19 protein-coding genes and 1 riboswitch are annotated in these 22,676 nt (G+C 55.4%); of the genes, 13 read left to right on the top strand and 6 right to left on the bottom strand.

Features of this window, described 5'->3' with window-relative positions:
• Positions 1 to 44: 44 nt before the first annotated feature.
• On the bottom strand, positions 45 to 1,169 hold the full coding sequence (locus B0B07_RS05245) for a LytTR family transcriptional regulator DNA-binding domain-containing protein (RefSeq protein ID WP_076757278.1): 1,125 nt from the start codon (positions 1,167 to 1,169) through the stop codon (positions 45 to 47).
• Between the two features lie 169 nt (positions 1,170 to 1,338).
• On the opposite strand from B0B07_RS05245, the gene B0B07_RS05240 reads away from it, so the two are divergent.
• Positions 1,339 to 2,982, top strand: coding sequence for a DUF2075 domain-containing protein (locus B0B07_RS05240; RefSeq protein ID WP_076757277.1), 1,644 nt, complete (start codon positions 1,339 to 1,341; stop codon positions 2,980 to 2,982).
• A 192-nt stretch (positions 2,983 to 3,174) separates the two neighbouring features.
• Positions 3,175 to 3,483 carry a hypothetical protein gene (locus B0B07_RS05235; protein ID WP_144264295.1) on the top strand — a complete coding sequence of 103 codons (309 nt, stop codon included), beginning with the start codon at positions 3,175 to 3,177 and terminating at the stop codon, positions 3,481 to 3,483.
• Between the two features lie 89 nt (positions 3,484 to 3,572).
• Here B0B07_RS05235 and B0B07_RS05230 read toward each other — a convergent pair whose 3' ends face one another.
• A complete protein-coding gene (locus B0B07_RS05230; RefSeq protein WP_144264312.1) occupies positions 3,573 to 4,610 on the bottom strand; it encodes a YdcF family protein in 1,038 nt (345 codons plus the stop codon).
• Positions 4,611 to 4,739: 129 nt separating this feature from the next.
• Between B0B07_RS05230 and B0B07_RS05225 the strand changes: the two genes are divergently transcribed.
• From B0B07_RS05225 to B0B07_RS05215, 3 genes are all read left to right on the top strand, one after another.
• Positions 4,740 to 5,177, top strand: a complete 438-nt coding sequence (locus B0B07_RS05225) for a cell wall hydrolase (RefSeq protein WP_076757274.1) — start codon at positions 4,740 to 4,742, stop codon at positions 5,175 to 5,177.
• Between the two features lie 181 nt (positions 5,178 to 5,358).
• Positions 5,359 to 7,233 (top strand): prolyl oligopeptidase family serine peptidase, encoded by a 1,875-nt coding sequence (locus B0B07_RS05220; protein ID WP_200805778.1) that lies wholly within the window; start codon positions 5,359 to 5,361, stop codon positions 7,231 to 7,233.
• A complete protein-coding gene (locus B0B07_RS05215; RefSeq protein WP_327078165.1) occupies positions 7,233 to 8,459 on the top strand; it encodes a M20/M25/M40 family metallo-hydrolase in 1,227 nt (408 codons plus the stop codon). Before B0B07_RS05220 ends, B0B07_RS05215 begins: the two co-directional genes overlap by 1 nt.
• A 128-nt stretch (positions 8,460 to 8,587) precedes the next feature.
• On the opposite strand, the gene B0B07_RS05210 is transcribed toward B0B07_RS05215, so the two are convergent.
• A complete protein-coding gene (locus tag B0B07_RS05210) occupies positions 8,588 to 8,965 on the bottom strand; it encodes a hypothetical protein (RefSeq protein WP_076757272.1) in 378 nt (125 codons plus the stop codon).
• Between the two features lie 90 nt (positions 8,966 to 9,055).
• Positions 9,056 to 10,300, bottom strand: a complete 1,245-nt coding sequence (locus B0B07_RS05205; RefSeq protein ID WP_234982247.1) for a thermonuclease family protein — start codon at positions 10,298 to 10,300, stop codon at positions 9,056 to 9,058.
• 588 nt (positions 10,301 to 10,888) lie between these two features.
• Here B0B07_RS05205 and B0B07_RS05200 point away from each other — a divergent pair.
• From B0B07_RS05200 to B0B07_RS05175, 6 genes are all read left to right on the top strand, one after another.
• The gene (locus B0B07_RS05200; RefSeq protein WP_076757271.1) at positions 10,889 to 11,881 is read left to right on the top strand and encodes a nuclease-related domain-containing protein; all 993 of its coding nucleotides are present in this window, start codon (positions 10,889 to 10,891) and stop codon (positions 11,879 to 11,881) included.
• A 259-nt stretch (positions 11,882 to 12,140) separates the two neighbouring features.
• A riboswitch (SAM riboswitch) is annotated at positions 12,141 to 12,249 on the top strand.
• Between the two features lie 81 nt (positions 12,250 to 12,330).
• Entirely contained in the window at positions 12,331 to 13,356 is a 1,026-nt protein-coding gene (locus B0B07_RS05195) for a methionine ABC transporter ATP-binding protein (protein ID WP_076757270.1), read from the top strand.
• On the top strand, positions 13,346 to 14,008 hold the full coding sequence (locus B0B07_RS05190; RefSeq protein ID WP_076757269.1) for a methionine ABC transporter permease: 663 nt from the start codon (positions 13,346 to 13,348) through the stop codon (positions 14,006 to 14,008). The genes B0B07_RS05195 and B0B07_RS05190 overlap by 11 nt, the downstream gene beginning before the upstream one ends.
• A 94-nt stretch (positions 14,009 to 14,102) precedes the next feature.
• Complete coding sequence (locus tag B0B07_RS05185; RefSeq protein ID WP_076757268.1) at positions 14,103 to 14,966, top strand: MetQ/NlpA family ABC transporter substrate-binding protein; 864 nt, start codon at positions 14,103 to 14,105, stop codon at positions 14,964 to 14,966.
• Between the two features lie 56 nt (positions 14,967 to 15,022).
• Complete coding sequence (locus tag B0B07_RS05180) at positions 15,023 to 15,886, top strand: MetQ/NlpA family ABC transporter substrate-binding protein (protein WP_076757267.1); 864 nt, start codon at positions 15,023 to 15,025, stop codon at positions 15,884 to 15,886.
• Between the two features lie 40 nt (positions 15,887 to 15,926).
• Positions 15,927 to 17,132, top strand: a complete 1,206-nt coding sequence (locus tag B0B07_RS05175) for a M20 family metallopeptidase (RefSeq protein WP_076757266.1) — start codon at positions 15,927 to 15,929, stop codon at positions 17,130 to 17,132.
• A 132-nt stretch (positions 17,133 to 17,264) separates the two neighbouring features.
• Here the strand turns inward: B0B07_RS05175 and B0B07_RS05170 are convergent, their stop codons facing one another.
• Positions 17,265 to 18,005, bottom strand: a complete 741-nt coding sequence (locus B0B07_RS05170; RefSeq protein WP_076757265.1) for an IclR family transcriptional regulator — start codon at positions 18,003 to 18,005, stop codon at positions 17,265 to 17,267.
• Positions 18,006 to 18,238: 233 nt separating this feature from the next.
• On the opposite strand from B0B07_RS05170, the gene B0B07_RS05165 reads away from it, so the two are divergent.
• Together B0B07_RS05165 and B0B07_RS05160 are read left to right on the top strand one after the other, a co-directional pair.
• Entirely contained in the window at positions 18,239 to 19,666 is a 1,428-nt protein-coding gene (locus tag B0B07_RS05165; protein WP_076757264.1) for an alanine/glycine:cation symporter family protein, read from the top strand.
• Complete coding sequence (locus tag B0B07_RS05160; RefSeq protein ID WP_076757263.1) at positions 19,623 to 21,308, top strand: M20/M25/M40 family metallo-hydrolase; 1,686 nt, start codon at positions 19,623 to 19,625, stop codon at positions 21,306 to 21,308. The genes B0B07_RS05165 and B0B07_RS05160 overlap by 44 nt, the downstream gene beginning before the upstream one ends.
• A 43-nt stretch (positions 21,309 to 21,351) precedes the next feature.
• Here the strand turns inward: B0B07_RS05160 and B0B07_RS05155 are convergent, their stop codons facing one another.
• Entirely contained in the window at positions 21,352 to 22,536 is a 1,185-nt protein-coding gene (locus B0B07_RS05155) for an aminotransferase class I/II-fold pyridoxal phosphate-dependent enzyme (protein ID WP_076757262.1), read from the bottom strand.
• Positions 22,537 to 22,676: the final 140 nt, after the last annotated feature.

The raw sequence follows: 22,676 nt of genomic DNA, 5'->3' as shown, positions 1-22,676 counted from the left end.
ATAGGGAGGCTGAATGGAGCACGAATTTGGCCGAACGGAACGCCTCAGATCCCGAGAAATGCCTTCAGTTCCGCATACTTTCCTTTGGAGAGGGGAACGGAGCTTTTATTTGGGTCTTCAAGAATGAGGCTATAGCTGTTCCGGGTCCAGGTGATCACTTCACGGACACGCTGGAGGTTTACGAGGTACGATCGGTGACAGCGGAAAAACCCGAACGGCACGAGCCGCTTTTCCAGATCGCCGAGTGTGATCGCACAAGGGAACATCTCCCCGTTCACATGCAGCATCGACACCCCGTCCGTGCTCTCGACGAACACAATTTCCGTCGGATCAAATAAAATCAGCTTATCGTTCACTTTGGCCGGCACCTTGTCGAACCGGATCTGGAAGGAGGAAGGTTCGGCCGCTGCATCCGGGGTATCCGCTGCATCCGGGGCGGGGGCCGGCGGCACTTCTTCCACAGTTGCCTCAATGGCCGGTTCCCCATTGCCTCCGGCTTCAGCCGGCTGTGCTCCGCCGGTCGCCTCCTCTGCCGCGAGTTCGATCGGCTTCAGTCCGTCGCGGTTCAGCCGGTAGACGGTCGGGCTCATCGCCAGCGCGTTTTCCAGGTTGCTTGTCGTCAGCAGCACAGCCCCGCCCGCAGCCGTGAATTCCTCAAGCACCCGCTGGAGGATGATCCGGCTCTCGATATCAAGGTTCTGCTCCGGTTCCTCGAGCAGCAGCAGCGCGGGGCCGTGCACAATGGTCCGTGCAAGCTGCAGCCGTCTCTTTTCCGAATGGGTGAGCTTTCGGATACGCGTGCGCGCCTTGTCGGCGAGCCCGACTTTCGCAAGCAGCCCGTCCGGCGACACCCCCTGCCCGTACAGACTGCGGAATAGCAGAAGATATTCCGTCGGCGTCAGCCGCTCATACAGCGAATCATCGAGCAGAAATACGCCGATCCGTCCGGCCAGATCACGCGCCCGGCCCGCCGCCGGCTCACCGGAAAATCGGACTTCGCCGTGCAGGACCGGCTCCGCGCCCGCCGCCATCCCGATGAGCTGCCGTCCGGTCTCATGATCGCACTGAACCGCCGTGATCTTGCCCGCCGCTACCGCAAGATCAAACCGCGGAAACACAATCGCATTCCCCGCCGATTTCTCCACCTGCCTAAACTCTAGCACCGCCATGTTGCCATCCCCCTGTTGTCGTCTGAATTCTTTCTATCAGTTTAATGAAAGAAGGGGAGGGCGGCAATAGGCATGGGCTGGGAGGAAATCCGGTCGGTGGGATAAAGTCACATGGGCTCCAACGATTGCTATAATGGGCATAGCAACCACTTTATGAGCAGGTGAGCATATGTCAGCGATTGAAATTTTATTTTGGCCGTTCGAACAGAAAACCATCAATCAGATCAATAATAATGAAAGCTTCCTGAACTACCCCGTAATTTATATATTGAATGGAAAAAAGGAAGCGTACATCGGGGAAACGGTTTACTTTAAAAACCGGATGAAGGCTCATTTGAAATCCAGGAGAAATATTGATCAGATCAACTTGATCAAACACAAGAAGTTCAACCGGTCGGCTACGTTTCACCTGGAGACCAAGCTGATCAATTACTTTCTGGGCGATGAAAAGTATACATTGCAGAACAAGAGTAAAACAGCGAGTGATTTCACACACAATTACTACAATAAGTCCCTTTATGATCAGAAAATCTTCGCTGAACTCTGGAAGAAGTTATATGACGAACAATTGGTCAATAATCAGCTCCACGAAATCGAAAATAAGGATATTTTCAAGCTGTCTCCTTTCAAGGAGTTGACCCTTGAGCAGCTGGATCTAAAAGAACGGGTCCTTGAATTCTGCGCGACGCAACTGCAGACCGAGCCTGGCCAATACGGCAGTTTACTGGTCGTGGAGGGAGAGGCGGGTGTAGGGAAAAGTGTTGTATTGAGTTCGATCTTCAACACAGTCCAGGAAAATGCTTCGGAACAGTCGTCCGTTTTTAACGGCACGCGAAATTATCTTGTTGTGAACCACGAAGAAATGTTCAAAACATACAAGGGAATTGCCAAGCAGGTGAAGCACCTAAAAGTGAAAGATTTTGCGAAGCCTACGCCCTTGATCAATCAGCTGCAGAAAGAAGACGAGAGAGCGGATATTATCTTTGTGGATGAGGCCCATCTGCTTCTTACAAAGCAAGATGCCTATAATAATTTCTACGGCCACAATCAATTAGAGGAACTGTTGAAATTAGCGAGAGTGGTCGTGATGATCTATGATCAGGACCAAGTGTTGAAATTAAAAAGCTTATGGAATGCGGAGTCGCTGGAAAAGTTGAAAAGGCTGAGTACATACCATGAAGAATACCAGTTGACGAATCAATTTCGCATGCAGGCGAATGACGACGTGATCAACTGGATCAATGATTTTAAACAAAAGAAAGTAGGTCCTTTGCCCAAAGATGAGGGCTATGAACTAAGGATCTTTGAAACGCTGGAAGAAATGCACGGGGAAATCATAAAGAAAAACAACGATTATGGATTAAGCCGGGTCGTTTCAACGTTTGACTTTCTTCATAAGAAAGACGGAAAAACCTACTATGTCCGCGAATCCAACGGCGACTATCGGATGCCGTGGAATACGACCAGCACCCGGTACACGTGGGCGGAAAAAGCCGATACGGTCAATGAAGCCGGATCGATCTATACCATCCAGGGATTTGATCTGAATTACGTGGGAGTCGTCCTGGGGCCTTCCGTCCAATATGACCCGGCAAAAGATGAGATTGTCATTGATACTAGCAAGTACATGGATATCGGCGCGTATACCGGTACAGAGGGAATTGAGGATGTGATTCAGGCCAAAGAAAGGATCGTACTGAATTCGCTCAATGTATTGATGAAGCGGGGGATCAGGGGCCTGTTCATCTATGCAGTGGACCAAGCGCTGAGAAAGAAATTGCTGGATGATCAGGCGAAATTGGAGGGCTGCTGAGAAAACAAGGGAGGGCGGCTATAGGCGGGGGACGAACCCTTTATGTGAATCAGTTAAATCCATCCGGCATTCCTGCTTAATCACTCGGGGAGCACAGAAATCACCGGCAGTGGAGAGGCAGTCGCTTGAATGAACAGGCAACCTTTTCTGCATCGGGCGGGTCTGACTGTAAAAAAAACGGGGGGGCAGCCCATGGGGATTTCAGAAGTGCTCATCACGGCACTAGTGTACGGCGTGCTGTTTTTGTATGTATATCGCTTCCGGTTCGGCCGTCTTGCCGCAATTGTGCTTTATGTCCTGGTTGGAGTAGCCACAGTCGAGATATTCCAGTCCGAGCAATGGCATGTCAACGCCCACAGTGGCCTGCCGCCGGTCAGCTACCGGACCGAAATGATTCTCACACTCACCGGGATCACCGCTTATACTGTTTTCCTTCTTTGGATGGGGCGAAAAATGATGGACAGGAAACAGAAATCCGAAAAACACGTCGATATTCGATAAAGTGATAAAAAGCAGGGCAAGGCACAGATTGTGCGCATCTGCTTTTATGTAGAAGTGAAAATATAGGCGTCGGCGAACGCACTTTGCGGTTAATAAACCGCTTTAATGGAAAGCAGGTAAAGGAGAAGAGAAAATACGAAAATGATTCCGGTGACAATGAGATGGCGCTTGCGCTGCATCACGATGACGGCAATATATTCCCGGATCATGGCATTCAGCCAGTAGTAGAAGGCCGTTTTCGAGCCGATTCCCTGGCTTTTTAAACCTGCCATTCTTGCGTACAAGCCGGCCCTGAACAGATGAAAATTGTTGGTGGCAAAAATACTGTTGTACTTGCCTTCTTTCAAAGAATCCATGATTTCTTTTGAGTAAAGCATGTTCTGCAACGTATTGACTGAACGGGTCTCTGTCAATGTGTGTTCAATCGGGATACCCTGGCCAACGGCATACTTCTGCATGGCTTCTGCTTCGGGGAGTTTTTCGTCCGCCCCCTGCCCGCCTGAGAAGATGAGGGTCGGCGGGAAAGCGGCAGCTGTCTGATTCCGGTAAAAATCAATCCCCTTATCGATCCGGCTGGCAAGGAGGGGCGGAACTTTATCATTGATCAAGCCGCTTCCGAGCACGATGATAAAGTCTTGGTTGTACGTTGGCCTGTTGAGCTGATACAGAAAATAAGTAGATAAAAAATTGGACAAGTGCAGGAAAAGATAAATCATGATCAGGTCGACGCTTGAAAAGATCGGCGCAAAGTACTCGGGCAAGAAACGACTCGGATTTATGATTCGGACGACCATCATTACAAGAAGAGCGATGGCCAAGATGAATGTGAGACTGTTGGCCAGGCGCCGGCTCTCCTTTTTCATCATGATCCGGCCATTTAAAAATAGCCCGATGGCCAAAGCGAATAATCCAAACACCGAGATGCCTAGAATAAATATACCAATCGGAATAACGGCGACGATCCTCAGGATCATGATGTCTGAGCTGAATCCTAAATACCCGCAGAAGAATAGAATGGAACAAATTGGAAGGTTGAATAGGAAGCCGTTTATCATCCGGCCGGGTTCGGTCAGATAAAATGCCAGGAAAACCAAAAATAAAATCACAGGGATGGCTCCGATGATCACCATTTTGCACCTCGATATTCCATAATAACGGATAGTGGTACCAGTTTATCATTCCAATTACCCCTTTGAGAACACGGTAATTCATCGGACGTGCCCGTCTTTCATACCTTATAGGCGGGGGTGTATGAATTGCCGAGAGTGAAATACCGGGATGCCGATGTGGACTTGATGGCCCGGATGATGCGGGCGGAGGCAGAAGGGGAAGGGAAGCAGGGGATGTTGTACGTCGGAAATGTCATCGTCAACCGGGCGGTCGCGGATTGTCTGGACTTTAACGATGTGCGGACGATCGAAGATGTCATTTTTCAGGTGCAGGGCAATAACTATGCATTTGAAGCGGTTCAGAAAGGAAATATGTTTTACCAGCGGGCACGTGAAACTGAACGGCGGCTGGCCAGGCAGAACCTGGACTATTGGCGTGTCCAGCCGGCCAAATACGCGCTCTGGTACTTTAATCCGTATGCACCTTGCCCGCCGACCTGGTACGACCAGCCGTTTACGGGTCAGTTCAAAAATCACTGTTTCTATGAGCCGGCTGCCGGCACCTGTGCGAGTGTTTATAGCTAGGTGTCAGAACACGCCCGGACAGTGGGCATACTCATCCGGGCTCGCTGAATACCATGAACCGAATATGACTCTGTTCACCGGATGCCCGACCGCGGGAATCCGGTTTTTTTATCGCTTCTTTATGATATACTATTCGGAAAAGTGATATTTCGAGTAAGGAAATATCAAAGGGGGAATGGGCATGACGAACAATCAGACCATGACGGAGGAAGAGTTGCTGCTGGAATACCTTACGGTGAATTCAGCGTATGAACCGCAGGCAATCCCGGAAACGGAACGGTTCACATTCATTTCGAAGATTACGGGAATCCCGCAAGTGTGGACGCTCGGCGAAAACGGGGAGCCGGCTCCGTTTGCCGAGATGCCGGACCGGGTGCTCAGTGTTTTCCATTCGCCCGATGGACAGCGGACGGTGATTGGGATGGATCATCACGGGAACGAGAAGCAGCAATTGTATATTCTCGACAACAATCCGAACCGGACGCTCGAGGAAGCAGGGGAGGAGCTGGACGGCCCGGTCCGCGGCAGCCGAGAACTTCCCGAGCCGATGAAGCTCGTCCACTCGCCGGAGCATTTCCATTACTGCGGGGGATGGTCGCCCGACGGCACCCGGCTCGTCTACTCGAGCAACCGACGGCACCCCGGCCATTTCGATGTGTACACAGTCAACGCCGACACGGGTGAAACGGAGACAATCTACGAATCGGATGCGAATTGCATTCCGCTCAGCTGGATCGACGATGGGACGGTGCTCGTCTCCCTGAAGGAAACGAACATCGACAGCGCGGTCCTGGCCGTTGATGCCAAGTCCAAGGGGACGACCCGGCTCGGCCCGCTGGACACGCCGGCGCGCTATCATTCGCCGGCCATCATTCCGGGGGCAGGACGGGGCTATCTCCTCACCGATGCCGGCGAAGACACTCAGTACATCGCTTCCTTCTCGGTCGGGAAACCGGAAAAAATGGACAAGCTGCTTCACTGGGAGGACTGGGACATCGAGGAGATTGCCCTGTCGCCGGACGGCCGGCTGCTTGCATTCACGCTCAATGAAGGCGGCATCTCCCGGCTCGGCTTTTATTCACCGGAAACCGGGGCGCATGAACTCGCCGACGGCCTGCCGGGCGGCGTCATCGGAGGGCTCTCGTGGCTGACCGGCGCACGGCTCCTCTTCACCCAAAAATCACCGACCCAGCCGGGAGACATCTGGGAGTACCGGCCGATGGAAAGAACGGCGGTACGGCACACGCGCCTCGGCCGGTCAGACGCCGCCGGCCCGCTTTGGGCGGAGCCGGAGCTGCATGCATTCCGCTCGTTCGACGGCCTGGAAGTCCCATATTTCTTCTATGACCAGTCGGCCGAGGCGGGCCGTCCTGCGGTGATCTGGGTACACGGCGGGCCGGAGGGACAGTCGAAGGCCGAGTACAATCCGGTCGTGCAGTACCTCGTCCACCGCGGATTCGCGGTCGCGGTGCCGAACATCCGCGGCAGCCTCGGCTACGGACGCCGCTATCTGAAACTCGATGATGCGGACAAGCGGCTCGATGCGGTCGCGGATCTGGCGGAGCTAGCGGGGGATCTGGCCGCATCGCACGGCGTGGATGCGGCGAAAATCGGGATCATCGGACGCAGCTACGGCGGATTCATGGTCCTGTCGGCGCTCACCCATTACCCGGAAAAGTGGGCGGCGGGCGTCGACGTCGTCGGCATGTCGAACTTGCGGACGTTCCTGGAGAACACAGGCGAGTGGCGGCGGTACTTGAGGGAAGCGGAATACGGTTCACTCGCCGAGCATTCGGAGTTCTTCGACCGGACCGCGCCGATGAACCTGACCGACCGGATCGAGGCGCCGCTGCTCGTGTTCCATGGCCGCAACGATACGCGGGTGCCGGTGAGCGAAGCCGAGCAACTCGTCGCGGATCTGGAATCCCGGGGGCGTGAAGTGGAACTCGTGATTTTTGAAAATGAAGGCCACCAGACGGAGCGGATTGAAAACCATATTCTGATGCATACGAAGACAGTGGAGTTTTTCGGGAAGCAATTGAGGGGGGACCAATGATGGAGCAGTTGTTGAAGGACGGGAAAGTGCGGGCCGCGCTCACGTTCATCGAGCAGGACAATGACGCAACGACGGAAGAGCAGATCGAGCTTACGGAAATTGAGGCGCCGACGTTCGCAGAAGCGGAAAAAGGCCGTGCGTACCGGGCCAAACTGGAAGCACTCGGCCTCGAGCAGGTCGAGACGGATGCGGCCGGCAATGTGTTCGGTTTGAGGAGGGGGAAGGGGAATGGCCCGACGCTCGTCCTCTGTGCGCATCTCGATACCGTCTTCCCGGCCGGGACCGACGTGAAGGCAAAATGGAAAGACGGAAAAGTATACGCTCCCGGCATTTCCGACGACGGCCGCGGACTCGCCTCCGTGCTTGCGATCCTCCGCGCGCTGGAGGCGGCCGGCATTGAAACGGAAGGCGACCTGCTCATCGGGGCGACCGTGGGCGAAGAAGGCCTCGGCGACCTGAACGGCGTGAAGCATCTGTTCGCGGAGCGACAGGACGACATCGACGGCTTCATCTCGGTCGAGCCGGGCTCGCCGGACCGGATCACCTATCTTGCGACCGGTTCGAAACGGTATTCGGTGACCTACCGGGGCCCCGGCGGCCACTCGTTCGGCGACTATGGCACCCCGAGCCCGATCCATGCGCTCGGCCGGGCGATCGCAGACATGGCTTCGATCCGGACGCCGGAAAAACCGAAAACGACCTACAATGTCGGCATCGTCGGCGGGGGGACGTCCGTCAATACGATCGCTGAACGGGCGGAAATGGTCCTGGACCTGCGTTCGAACTCCGAAAAGGAACTCGCCCGGCTGGAGCGCGAAGCCCTGCGCATCATCCATCAGGCGGCAGAGGAAGAGAATCGGTTCCGCGGCCGGACCGACGCCATCACGGTTGAACTGAAGCAAGTCGGGGACCGGCCTGCGGGCAGCCAGGATCCGGACAGCCCAATCGTCCGGGCGGCATCCGAAGCCGTCCGCGCCCTCGGCCTCGAACCGACGCTCGAAGCCGCATCAAGCACCGACTCGAACGTGCCGATTCATCTCGGCATCCCGGCCGTGACACTTGGCGGAGGCGGCGACTTCGGCGGGTGCCATACACTGGGCGAATGGTTCGATCCGAAAGATGCGTTTGCCGGCGTGCAGAAAATCTTGCTGACGGTCCTGGCACTTGTCGGCGTTGCGGGTGTCTCGGAACCGGTGCTCGAAGTGCGGGAGAAGGTCGCCCGCTGAGACCGGTGTGGGCGGTTCCGGAAAATGAGTGAGCTCAAAATCCGGACGGGTGCGTTGCATTCGTTTTCAGGTTTGTCATCCATAAAAATGCTTCCGGAGATCAGTCGCCGGAAGCATTTTTTCATTTCTCACCGATCCAATCCCGGACTGCCGATCGACAGGGCAAAGGCGACCGCAAACAAGATGAGCAGCGCTCCGTGCCACCGTGTTTCCCGCCGCACCCCGAGCCGCTTGCATGCAACATAATCCACCAATGTGATGATCATGCCGAAGATGGAAACGACGAAGAGGCCGACATACACATACATCAGGTTGAATCCGCCCTGTGTCATGACGAACGCCAAGAGAAGACAGGATAAGGTGACTGCCATGATCCAGCGCATCCGCGTAAAAAAGTGACGGACCGACGGTTGCCGGTAGTGCACCCGGTCCACAAAGAACCGGACGATCGTAAAGCCGCCCGCAATGAGTCCAAACACCGTCAGGATGAAAAAGAAGATGTCCATTCGCCGTTCCTCCCCAGCACAATCCGTTTCTCTCATCATACTTCAAAAAGAGAGCACCGGCTGCCCGCCGGGCTCTCTTATCTGCCGGATTCACCTTTTGGACGCCCGGTAACCGGCCGCCTGGGCTTCCGATTCGGAGCAGAACATGACTTCCGCGTTCGTGCGGTCGTAATATTGTCCACCCGGCATGTGGTAGATGCGGCTGCTGGCATTGCCTTTGATATTGCAGGCTCCGGCTGCCGGCTTCTGCGGTTTCTGCGCGGGCTTCGGTGCCGGTTTTGGTTTGCTTTCGGCCGGGGGTGCCGACCCCTGCTGCCCGCCGTCCACAACGGCTGCATCAAATCCGCGGTCCGTTGCATAGTTTTCAACCGACCAGATTCCGATGGCCTTTTGCTGGGCCTCTTTCTGCAACGCATCATAGCGGTCCACGTATTTGGTGTTCGGCGCGTACACGTAGGCTACCCGGGCGAGACCGTTCTTAAGAAGTTCCTCTTGGACGGAGACGCCGTCGACATACACATACGCTAGCAGTCGGTTGTACTTATCGCGGTCCGACACGTCGAACTCAAGCTCAATCGACCCGCTCTGGACCAGCTTTGTCGTGAATTCCTTCGCCTCCGGACCGAACGGCTGCACGCCGAGGCGCGGGTGGTTCGTCTCCGGCGTGTCCACGAGCAGGAAGCGGACGGATTCTGTCCGTCCGTCGATGTTTACCTTGATCGTGTCCCCGTCGATCGGGTTTGCAAGCGTGACCGGCACACGGCTGGACGCCGTCTTCGGCCGGGCCGCTTCCTTCTTTGGGGAAGATTCGGTTTTGGCCGGAGGCAGAGTTGCTGCGACCGTTGTTCCTTCGTTTTCTGATGGATCGTTCCCGACTGCCGCGGCCTCGTCTTTTGGAGTTTCTTTGCCGGCGATTTCCTCCGTTGCCGACTCGGACGTCACTTCTTCATCAGAAGCGACCTGATCGGGCGCCGGGTTGGCAAAGACCAAGGCAATCAGGGCGACCAGAAAAGCCCCCGCCACTTTGGAATGCCGCTTGATTGACGGCTTGGTCCGGAAGGCCAGTTGTAGAAGAAAATCAGAAAAGCTGCCGATCAGCCCGGCAAGCGCGGCTGCGAATAAACTAAAGTACAGCCGGTCAGACAGCAAACCTTCAGAACTGAGGAGCATCGCAGCGAACAGCGCCACCCACAGACCGATGGCCAACCGTGCCCCGAGCAGCACTTTAGGGGCGTCATGCTCCATTTTCAGGGCCAGCCGGACGACCAAAATGATGGCTCCGGCTGCCAAAACAGCGGTCGCCAGGAAAAATAAAGCGGCAAACAAGATAGACATCCAGGAATCTCCTTCTCGAATAAAATAACCGAGAATGATTTTCTCACGGAATTGGATAACCGTCCATATAATTATTGTCAGAATGAGTAAAAGGAAAGGAACTTCCAACGGTGGAAGTTCCTTTTTGAGGCTATGTAGATGCGGCACTACCGGGCACTCGGACCCCGGCCGGAGATGCGCGTCATTCCATTTTTCACTTCCCGTCGGAAGTGCCCATTCGCGCGGGACAAGGCGGTGCCGCGGCCTTGTAGTGGAGATAGTATACACATATGGAGTTGAAGATATACATGGAATTTAAAAGATCTATAGGAAAGTTCGAGTGAGGAGAGTTGGGGCTCGAGTGAGGCAAGTTTGGCTTTGAGTGAGGAGAGTTGGGGCCCGAGTGAGGAGAGTTTGGCTTTGAGTGAGGAGAGTTACCATGTATGCCGCCTAAACTGAACTGCTCTTCTGTGGAGAACTTCCTTTTGCCTGCTCCTCGGCCGCGCAAAATCCAATTTTGGCAACGGAAAAGGCTTCATTTTTCAACTTTCAAGAGTTGTGTTTTTTCTTGATCTTTTTATGCTATGGTGTCGCTGAGGGGGTGGGGGCATGGGGGAGAGAAGGTATCCGCTCGAATTGCGGAAGCTGGAGGCAACACTCGGCAGGATGTGGCCGAATGATCCGAGGAGAGAGGAAATCGAAGCGAAAAAGTATCGGGCGGAAGCCGGGTACAAAGGCGAAGTCATGGTCGACCGGCACTTGCGGGGACTCCGTCTGCCCGGATCCTGGTCCATCCTCCGGGACATCCGCCTGCAGATCCACCGCGACTATATCGCTCAGTTCGATACACTCCTCGTATCCGACCGCGGAATCTGGATTATTGAATCAAAAATGATCCGCGGCCGACTCCAGTGGCACGAGAACCCCCGGCGGCTAGAGCGGATTGATGAAGATGGAACCGTCCTGTCGATGAGTTGTCCCATCACCCAGCTGGACAATCAAAAAAGCGCCCTCACCGGCTGGCTGAGCGAGCGGGGAATTCATATGACCGTCTCCGGAGCGGTCGTCTTCACCCTGCAAAATGTATGGAGCGGCCTGCCGGGCGACGCGCCGCTCATTTCGGTGAAGGAGATACAGAGCTACCTGACACGGGAAGTCGGCCTGGCACAACGAATCGCCGGAAATGTGTCTCCGGAACAAGTGGCGCAAACCATCCTGGCCAATCAAATCAGGCTGGATTCGACACCTGCCGCAGAACTGTTTAATTTGCGGCCGGAGGGGCTCAAAGCCGGCCTTCTCTGCGAGTCATGCTTCGGCAAATTGACGAGGATCACCCAGCGTACTTTCGTTTGTGGCTCCTGCAATGAGCCGGTCGGCGGAAATCCATATGAGCGTGCGCTGCTTGACTATGTATTGGTGTTCAAGTCCACTTTCACCAATCGGGAGTTTTGTGAGTTTGCGGAGATTTCTTCGCCTGCCACCGGACAAAGGCAACTGGATCAGTATCATTTTCACATCACAGGAAACACAAATCGGCTCCGGTATCGATTTATCCCTGAAATCCATCTGGACGGGACCGGCAAGCAGCTGAGGAAAAGGTAACAAAGATGAAGGCTGGAAACTAGTTTTGAATGAGTGAGGAGAGTTGAAGCCCGAATGAGGAGAGTTTAGAACATCCCAGGCATATTCACCGGGCGGCATGAGTACAATGTCAACCGATCGGTCATTTTGCACCCATTCACATACCCGACCATCCCCATCGAAAAAATATTTTCAAAACCGTCTTGACTTTCCGCAGACTCCCCGGTAAAGTTAGACTCAATTCTTCGGAACGCTCAAAATTAAATACATATTCATCATTTTCTTATCAAGAGAGATCGAGGGACAGGCCCTATGACATCTCGGCAGCGGACTCCACAGAGAGTACTGTGCCAAATCCTGCAGATGCAACTGCATCTGGAAGATAAGAAAAGGATGGCCGTACAGGCCTTCTTTTTCTTGTCGTGTTCAAGAAAAAGAAGGCTTTTTCATTTTCCAAGGAGGTACACCCATTGATTGAATTCAAGCAAGTGTCCAAGACATTCAAAATCGGCCCGCGCGAGGTCCACGCGGTGAAAGATGTGACCCTCACCGTTGAGCAGGGCGACATATTCGGGATCATCGGGTTCAGCGGCGCGGGGAAGAGCACGCTGCTGCGGCTCGTCAATCTGCTGGAGCGCCCGACATCCGGACGGATCGAAATCGGGGGGACGGACGTCACGTCGCTCAGTGCAAAGGAACTCCGCAGGCAGCGCCAGAACATCGGAATGATCTTCCAGAACTTCAACTTGTTCAACTCCCGGACGGTCGCGGGGAACATCGCGTACCCGCTGAAGCTCGCCGGCACTCCGAAGACGGAAATCAGCCGGCGGGTCACAGAACTTCTGCAATTTGTCGGGCTCGCCGACAAGGCGGCCAACTATCCGGATCAGCTGTCGGGCGGGCAGAAGCAGCGCGTCGGCATCGCCCGGGCGCTTGCGAGCAACCCGGACATCCTCATCTGCGACGAGGCGACGTCGGCCCTCGACCCCGACACGACATCCGATATCCTCCGGCTGCTCAAGAAAGTGAACCGGGAGTTCGGAATCACAATCCTCCTCATCACACACGAGATGGAAGTGATCCAGTCGATCTGCACGAAAGTCGCGGTCATGGAGGACGGCGAAGTGATTGAAACGGGCGGTGTGTTCGACGTCTTCACCGACCCTCAGCACGGCACGACCGAGCGGTTTATCCGCTCCGTCCAGCAGGATCTTCCGTCACCCGGAATCCTCAAAGAGTGGCGCGATGCGGGCGGCGGCAAGCTGTACCGGCTTCTGTTCAAAGGGCCGATCGCGAACGAACCGGTTCTGTCCCGGGTGACGGCCAAACACGGCGTCACATTCAACATCGTATACGGCTCGGTCCGGGAACTCCAAGAGCGGCTGTTCGGCAACCTGATCGTCTCATTCGCCGGCGACCCGGTGGCCACCGCGGCCGCCATCGACGAAATTGCAACGCTCACAGACATCGAGGAGGTGATTGAAATTGAACGTTGACTGGACTACATTCTGGCCGCGGATTGTCGAAGCGACCGGAGAAACACTCATCATGGTCATTGCGACACTCATTTTCGGTTCGATCCTCGGGGTTGTCATGGGCCTGCTGCTGTTCGTCACCCGGCAGAACAATATCCTGGAAAATAAGATCGTCTTCAATCTGCTGAATCTCATCATCAACATTGTCCGACCGGTGCCGTTCATCATCTTCCTCGTCGCGATTTCCCAGCTTACCCGCCTGGTTGTCGGCACGACGATCGGCACGGCGGCCGCAATCTTCCCGATGACGATTATCGCGAGCTTCACAATCGCCCGCGTCGTCGAGAACAACCTCGTCTCCATCGACCCCGGCGTCATCGAGGCGGCACAGGCGATGGGGGCGAGCCCGCTCCGGATCATCTTCACTGTCCTGATCCCCGAAGCGCTCGGACCGCTCGTCCTCGGGCTCACCTTCGTCTCTGTCACGCTCATCGACTTTTCGGCGGTTGCCGGAACCGTCGGCGGGGGCGGCCTCGGACATGTGGCGATGACATACGGATACCAGCGGTTCGACGGCAGCGTCATGATCGTCACCGTGCTGATCCTCATCGTCCTCGTGCAGGTTGCCCAGTGGATCGGCAACACGCTGTCGCGCAAGATCATGCGGCGCTGAGGCAGCAGATAAACGACCGGGTAAACCCCCGGCTCTCATTGGAATAAAACCGACTAACCAAATAAAGTCACTAACCATAAGGGAGAGAAATCCATTGAAGAAAATCTGGCTACTCGCACTCGCTCTGGTCATCGCGCTTGCTCTTGCGGCATGCGGGAATGCGAACGCAGACGGTGAAGGCAAACCCGTCGAAGTGAAGATCGGCGTCAACGGGGCGGATGGCGCCCAGTGGCCGATCCTGAAGGAGAAAGCGGCGAAGGAAGGCATCGAAATCAAACTCGTGGAATTCGCTGATTACACGCTCCCGAACAATGCACTGGCACAAGGGGAAATCGACCTGAACGCGTTCCAGACGATCGCGTTCCTCGCCCAGTACGGCAATGAAAGCGGCAATGACCTCGTGCCGATCGGATCCACGCAGTTTGCGCCCATGGGGCTGTATTCCGATAAGATCCAAGACATCGCCGAACTGAAAAAAGGCGACAAGATCGCCATACCGGATGATGCGGTCAGCCAGGCGCGGGCCCTCCGGCTGCTGGAAAGTGCCGGCCTCCTGACCCTTTCGGATGACTTCGGACTGTTCGATGATCCGTCCAAGATCACGGAAAACAAGCTCGGTCTCGACATCATCCCGATGACGCCTCAGCAAACACCGCGTGCCCTGCCGGACGTTGCGGCTTCTGTCATCAACAATGGCATCGCCGGACAGGCCGGGCTTTCCCCTTCCGAAGACCCGATCTTCCGGGAAGACGAGTTCGATGCGAGCGTACGGCCGTATGTCAATTGCATCGCGGTCCGCGGTAAAGACAAGGACAATGAAACGTTCAAGCGCATCGCGGAGCTTTATCAGACCGAAGAGATTGCCCAGGCGATCAAAGAAGATACGAGCAACGGGTCGGTCCTCGTCAAGCTCACGAAAGAAGAACTGGACGGGACATTCAACGACCTGAAGGAATAAAAATCAACTAGACAAAGATACGGGGCGCAAGCGCCCCGCCCAAGGAGAGAAACGATATGAAGAAAATCTGGCTACTTGCTCTCGCGCTCATCACCGCACTCGCTCTTGCGGCCTGCGGGAATGCGAATGCAGACAGTGAAGGAAAAACGGTCAAGGTGAAAATCGGGGTCAACGGGGCGGACGGCGCCCAGTGGCCGATCCTGAAGGAAAAAGCGGCGAAGGAAGGCATCGAGATCAAACTCGTTGAATTTGCCGACTACACGCTTCCGAACAACGCCCTTGCACAAGGAGACATTGACCTGAATGCGTTCCAGACGATTGCGTTTTTCTCCCAATATGTAAAGGAAAGCGGCAATGACCTCGTTCCGCTCGGTTCCACCGTGTTTGCGCCGATGGGCATTTACTCCGAGAAGATCAAAGACATCTCCGAACTGAAGAAGGGGGACAAAGTCGCCATTCCGGACGATCCGTCGAACCAGGCGCGTGCACTCGTCCTCCTTGAAAGCGCGGGACTCATCACGCTTTCAGACGACTTCGGACTGTTTGATGATCCGACCAAGATCAAAGAAAACCCGCTCGGACTCGAAATCATCCCGATGACGGCACAGCAGACGCCGCGAGTCCTTCCGGATGTCGCCGTCTCCGTCATCAACAACGGCGTTGCCGGGCAAGCCGGGTTCTCCCCTGCGGAAGACTCGATCTTCAAAGAAGACGAAACCGATGAACGCATCCTGCCGTATGCCAACATCATCGCAGTCAGCGCCAAAGATCAAGACAACGAAACGTATCAGCGCATCATCGAGCTTTACCAGGAAGACGACATTGCCGAAGCGATCGATGAAGACACGAACGGCGGCTCGGTCCTCATCCAGCTCAGCGAAGAGCAGCTTGAAAAGACTTTCGAAGACCTGAAGAAATAAAACAAACCCATTCAATTCAAACCAAACGGAGGGATCCCCAATGACTGTAGTCCAAGATGCAAAGACGAGGATTTTGGAATCCATTGAAGCGAACCGTGATCGTTACGTTGAAGTGAGTCATGATATCCACGCCCGTCCGGAAATCGGGAACGAGGAGCGGTACGCTAGCGCCCGTCTCGCGGAACTTCTTCGAGATGCAGGGTTTGAAGTGGAAACCGGTGTCGCCGGTCATGAAACCTCGTTCCATGCGGTGAAGGACAGCGGGGAAGAGGGGCCGACGATCTCGTATCTTGCGGAATATGACGCACTTCCGGGGATCGGCCACGCATGCGGGCACAATATCATCGGAACGACGAGCGTCGCTGCGGCGATTGCACTGGCAGAAGGGATCCGTGAAACCGGCGGCCGTGTCGTCGTGCTCGGCACGCCGGCCGAGGAAGGCGGGCCGAACGGCAGCGCAAAGGGAAGCTTTGTGCGCCACGGATATCTGGAAGGGGTCGATATCGCGCTCATGATTCATCCGGGGGCAAGAACCGCGCCGACGGGCGAGTCGCTCGCCGTCGAGCCGCTGGACTTCCACTTTTATGGGCGCCCGGCCCACGCATCGGGTGCCCCGGAGCAGGGCATCAACGCACTGGACGGGGTCATCGGTCTGTTCAACGGCATCAATGCGCTCCGACAGCAGCTGCCGTCGGATGTCCGGATCCATGGCATCATCACGCATGGAGGCGACGCCCCGAACATCATCCCGGAATTTGCCTCCGCCCGGTTCTTCATCCGTGCGGAAACGTGGGCACGGACCGAGGAAACAGCGAAGAAGGTCCGTGCGATTGCGGAAGGCGCAGCACTGGCAACCGGTGCAACCGTCAAAATCGAGCGCTTCCAGAATGAAGTGCGGGATTTCGTCCTGAATCCGGTCCTCGATGAAGTGATCATCGGGGAACTCGAGGCGGTGGGCGAGACGGTCGTCCGTGAGAAGCGGAAAGGCAAAGGTTCGACCGACGCCGGCAATATCAGCTACGCCGTCCCGACCGCCCATCCGAACATCAAAATCGGTCCCGATGATCTGATCGGCCATACCGTGGAGTTCCGCGAAGCCGCCAAATCACCGGCAGGCGACGAAGCACTCATCCGCGGTGCCAAAGCGCTGGCTGCGACAGGGCACCGCCTGCTCACCGATGCACCGCTCCTGCACAATGTGCGGAAGGAATTCGAGGAAGCGCTGAAGCGCAAGGAAGAACAATAAGATGAAAATAAGCCTCCGGCATCCGCCGGAGGCTTTCTTCTATAAGAAGGTAAATGGCGCTGGACGCCCGAAGTCATCAAGCGACGCAACCAATGCGACGCCGCACAACAGTAAATCCACTCATCCCCGTATTTACCCCCGCCGTCCCATCTCTCCCGAAATCCGTTCAGCCGCTTCGACCACTTTTTCGATGAACCGGTCCACCTGATCATCCGTCACCTGGCTTTCGATCGCTTCGACGCTGATGGCTGCCAGCACTCTTCCTTCAAAGTCGAATACCGGGGCTGCCACGGCCAGGGTGCCGGGCGTTTTTTCTCCGCGGCTGATGGCGAAGTCTTTTCTTCTGATCAACCGGAGCTGGCTCTCCAGCTCAGTCCGTTCCGCTGTGTCCTTCACCCGGCGGTCCAGCAGCCTGGCTGCCGTTTCACGCGGCATGTTTGCCAGCATCACTTTGTTTGCCGCACCGATGTGCATCGGGATGCGCTCCCCGATGGCGTCGATGATGCGCACGCTCCGCGGGGAGTCGATCCGGTCGACGATGATCGAGACGTCATCGTTCGGCGTGTTCAGATAAACCGTCTCCCGCACATCTGCCGCGAGTTCTTCCATCACCGGCCGTGCCACGACCCGCACGTCGAGTTTTTCATATTTCCGCAATCCGACTTCCACCCATTTAAAGCCGAGTTCATATTGTTTCGTCTGCACATCCTGGGAGACGAGGCTGTGCGCCTCCAGCGACTGCAGGAGCCGGTAAACGGTACTGATCGGCAGCTCCGTCGCATCGGCGATCTCGGCGGCGAGCCACTTCGGCCTTTCGGGATCGGACGCCATGGCGTCGATGATCCCCATTGCCCGGTCGATTGATTGGATCATGCCGTTCGCCTCCTGTCTTTCCTTTCATTGTACCAAAAATCCCGCAATTGCCAGAGTCATTTTCAGAACTCTCCAAAGAAAAGAAACCGATTGACAACCTTTGTTCCGGCGAATAGAATAAAAGAAAGATTTCGCATTACAGAATTTATTCCACGATGCGGAATAAATTTTTAACTCAAATTGTAAACGCTTTCCGTTAGTTGGCAAATCGCACAGAGGGGTTGGATAGGGTTATGGATGGATTCACGAAAGCAGTTGCAGGATTGACGGACTTCATCTGGGGTGTCCCGCTGATGGTCCTCCTGATCGGAGGGGGGCTCTTCCTGACGGCACGGTTGGGATTCTTCCAGTTCCGGTATTTCCCGCACATCGTTAAACAGACATTCGGCAAGATCTTCTCAAAATCCGAAGGCGACGGGACGCTCACACCGTTCCAGGCGACCACGAGTGCGCTCGCGTCCACGATGGGCGCTGCGAACATTGTCGGGGTGCCGGTCGCCATTGCACTCGGCGGACCGGGAGCCATCTTCTGGATGTGGCTCGTTGCATTGATCGGCATGGGCACCAAGTATTCAGAAGTCGTGCTCGGCATCCACTACCGGGAGAAAAACAAAGAAGGCGAATACGTCGGCGGCCCGATGTATTACATCAAGAAGGGCCTCGGATGGAAGAAAGTCGCGACATTCGTGGCATTCGCCCTCATGATTGAAATCGTCGCAAGTACGATGGTCCAGTCGAACTCCATCGCGACCTCGATGAGCGGCTCGTTCGGCCTTCCGCCGGTTGCAACGGGAATCTGCGTTGCCCTGCTCGTCATCCTGATCACATACGGCGGCATCAAGACCATCGGGAAAGTGACCGAAAAGCTCATTCCGTTCATGGTGGTCATCTATCTCCTGGCGGCCCTCACGGTGCTCGTCTATAACTTCAAGGAATTGCCGCAGGCGTTCATGATGATCTTTGAATATGCATTCCGTCCGATGTCCGCTGCCGGCGGATTTGCCGGTGCAGGCGTCGCGGCCGCCATCCGATGGGGGCTCGCACGCGGACTTTATTCCAACGAAGCCGGGATGGGGACTGCACCGATCGCACACTCCGCCGCGATGAACAACCATCCGGCGAAACAAGGATTCTGGGGTGTGTTCGAAGTCATCGTCGATACACTCGTCGTGTGCACAATCACAGCGATGGTCATCCTGACGTCCGGTGTCTGGCAGACAACATCGCCGGATGAAGCCTCGAACATGGTGACCCAGGCATTCATCCCGGTGTTCGGCTCGTCCATCGCTGGGACGATCGTCTCCGCGACCTTGTTCCTGTTCGTCATCACGACGGTCGTCGTCATCATCTTCTACGGGGAGAAACAGGCCGAATTCCTGTTCGGCACCGGCTTCTCGAAAGTGATGCGCTTTGTTTATATCGCGGCCATCCTTGTCGGGGCAATCGGCGGACTCCAGTTCATCTGGCAGTTCCTGGACCTGCTGCTTGCGGCAGTCGTCATCCCGAACGTCATTGCCGTCCTGTTCCTGAGCGGCAAAGTCAAAGAAATCACGAAAGACTATTTCACCAACCTGTATCCGGTTGAAAAGAAAAAAGCAGCCAAAGGAGGCAACCGTCATGTACGAACAACTGAAAGCGATGGAAATGCAGGAGCAGATTGAACTGATCACCCGCCATCTTGTCGGACTCAACAGCATCAACGGAACGCTCGGTGAGGTGCGGATCGTCCAGGAAATCCACCAGATCCTTTCGTCCTTCCCTTATTTCCGGGAACACCCTGCAAATCTCTGGCTCCAGAAGATCGAAGGCGATCCGATCGGACGGCAGAACGTGTTCGCACTCGTTGAAGGGGCCCACAAGTCGCCGCAGACGGTGCTTTACCATTCGCATATCGACACGGTTGCCGTCGAAGACTTTGGCCCGCTGAAAGAGCATGCGTTCAACCCGGACGCAATGGAAGAATTCTTCCGCGGATATGAGGCTGATCCCGAGCTCCAGGCAGAAGCGCAGTCCGGCGACTGGATGTTTGGACGCGGTTCCGTCGATATGAAAAGCGGCGCTGCCGTTCATATTGCGAACATCCTTCACTTCTCCGAGCATCCGGAAGAACTCTCCGGAAACGTGCTGCTGCTGTGCAACGGGGATGAGGAAAGCGAACATCGCGGCATGGTCGGCGCGCTCGGCGAGCTGAACCGCCTGCAGCACGAAATGGGCATCCACTTCGTCACCGCGATCAACACCGATTTCATCACGCCGCTCTACGACGGCGATCCGAATCGATACATCTATACCGGCGCAGCCGGCAAAATCCTCCCGAGCTTCCACATCTACGGCCGGGAAGTCCACGTCGGAGACACCCTGTCCGGCATCGATCCGAACTTCATCGCGGCGAAACTGACGGAACGTCTCCATAACCGCTACGAGCTTGCCGAACAGATCGAAGGAGAAATGGTGCTGCCGCCGACGGTGCTCAAACAGCGTGACACGAAAGAACTGTACACGGTTCAGACCGCCATCTCTAGCCACCTGTATTTCAACTGCTTCGTCTACGAAGAAACACCCGAGCAGATTCTCGAGAAATTCGTCCGCGAAGCGAAGGCGGCGGCGCTGGAAACCGAGCTCTATATGAAGGAACAGTTCGAACAGTTCATCCGCGTCACCGGCCTCCCGACACGCAATCTGAGCTGGGAAATCGACGTCACGACCTACGAAGACTACATCAACTACCTGACCGCACGCGGCGTCAATGTCCGCGGCGTCATCGACGGCGTCCTCACTTCCGAGCGCAGCGGAGACCTGCGCGACCTCAGCTTCGATATCGTCTCCGCCCTGCAGGCCGCGGATCCGGAGAAAAAAGCACGCATCATCCTGTTCTTCGCTCCGCCGTTCCTTCCGCACAACTATCTGAAAGAGGAAGACGGCCGTGATGCACACATCCAGGAGACGATCGCCCGCGTGCTCGACGAAGTCGGCACCGCGACCGGTGAGCGATTCGAACTGAAGAAATTCTTCCCGTACCTGGCCGACGGCAGCTTCCTGTCCCTGCACGAAACGGAAGAGCAGCTCGAACCGCTCACCCGCAACCTGCCCGAGTGGAACACGATCTACGGCATCCCGTTCGGCACGATCAAGAAGCTGAACATCCCGAGCGTCAACATGGGCGTCTACGGCAAAGACGGCCACAAATGGACCGAACGCGTCTACAAGCCGTATTCGTTCGGCGTCCTGCCGGACTTGATCCGGAAGGCGACGGTGAGCCTGCTTGAACACAGCACAGAGAAGAAAGTCCTCGAGATTGTATAAATAAAAAAGCTGTTCCCTCCATCCGGCGGGAACAGCTTTTTTCTTATTTGGAAGTTTCGACGGACTGGCCAAGATTCACCTGATTCAAGAAATCCTCCATCCGGTCCATTGCCGCAATCAGGTTATTCATTGAGGTGGCATAGGAAATCCGGATAAATCCTTCTCCGAAACCGGTGAACGAGCTGCCCGGTACGACCGCAACATGCTGCTGTTCCAGCAACTGTTCGGCAAACTCGAATGAGGAAAGACCCGTGCTCCGGATCGAGGGGAACAGATAAAACGCCCCGGAAGGCAGTTTGACGTCAAGCCCCATTTCCAGGAGACGGCCGTGAACAAAATCCCGCCTTTTTGTATATTCGAGGTTCATCATGGCCGGAACGGTCCGGCAATGGTCCAACGCCTCAATGGCCGCATGCTGGCTTGGCAGCGAAACGCAGATGGAGTTGGACAGATGGACCTTCAGGATATGTTCGATCAAGTATTCAGGCCCGAGTAAAAATCCGACTCTCCATCCGGTCATGGAATGCGATTTGGACAGTCCGTGGGCAAGTATGAGCTTCTCGCGGATCTGCGGATACGATGCAAAAGATGTATGGGGGACTCCGTAGGTATTCTGGCTGTAAATCTCATCCGAGATGATGAAGACATCGTGCCGGGCGAGGACCGCCACGATTTCATCCATCAGCTCCTTTTCGAGTGTCACCCCTGTAGGGTTGGATGGATAATTCAGCAACACTGCCTTTGTCCGGCCGGTGATCAACGATTCCAGTGCTGCCGGATCGGGGAGGAAGCCGGTGCGGGACGTATCCAGATAGACAGGCTTGGCGCCAGCGAGATGAATCACCGGCTCATATCCGGAATAGATGGGGGCAGGGAGGATCACTTCATCGCCTTCCCTTAAAATCGCCCTGAACGTTGAATCAATGGCTTCGCTTGCTCCGGTGGTGATCAGCACTTCAGATGCCGGATTGTAGTAAAAACCGTATTCGTCCCGGAAGAAGGAAGATACGCTCTCACGAAGTTCCTGGAGCCCGGCATTATGAGAGTAGCCGGTTTTATTTTCTCTGATCGCCGCAATGGCGGCTTCCTTGATCGGTTCGGGTGTCGGGAAATCAGGTTCACCCAGCGTCAGGTTGATGCCATCGGAAAGAACCGCGACCTTGTTGGCGAACACACGGGTTCCGGGGACACTGATTTCAACCGCCTTCTCATTCAACAGGCTTTTCACAGCAAACACTTCCTTCGATTCAATCTGTATACTGTATACATCATAAGTTAAATGATCGAACGTGTAAAATGAATTTTAAGACTAGAATCACTTATTTAAATAAAAGTTCAAAATCGAATTGACAACCAATTAGGCATAAA

The organism is Edaphobacillus lindanitolerans, assembly GCF_900156305.1.
Lineage (GTDB): Bacteria > Bacillota > Bacilli > Bacillales_A > Planococcaceae > Bhargavaea > Bhargavaea lindanitolerans.
Note: the sequence above shows the minus strand (reverse complement) of the source record. Positions and strands in the feature narration are given on the sequence as shown.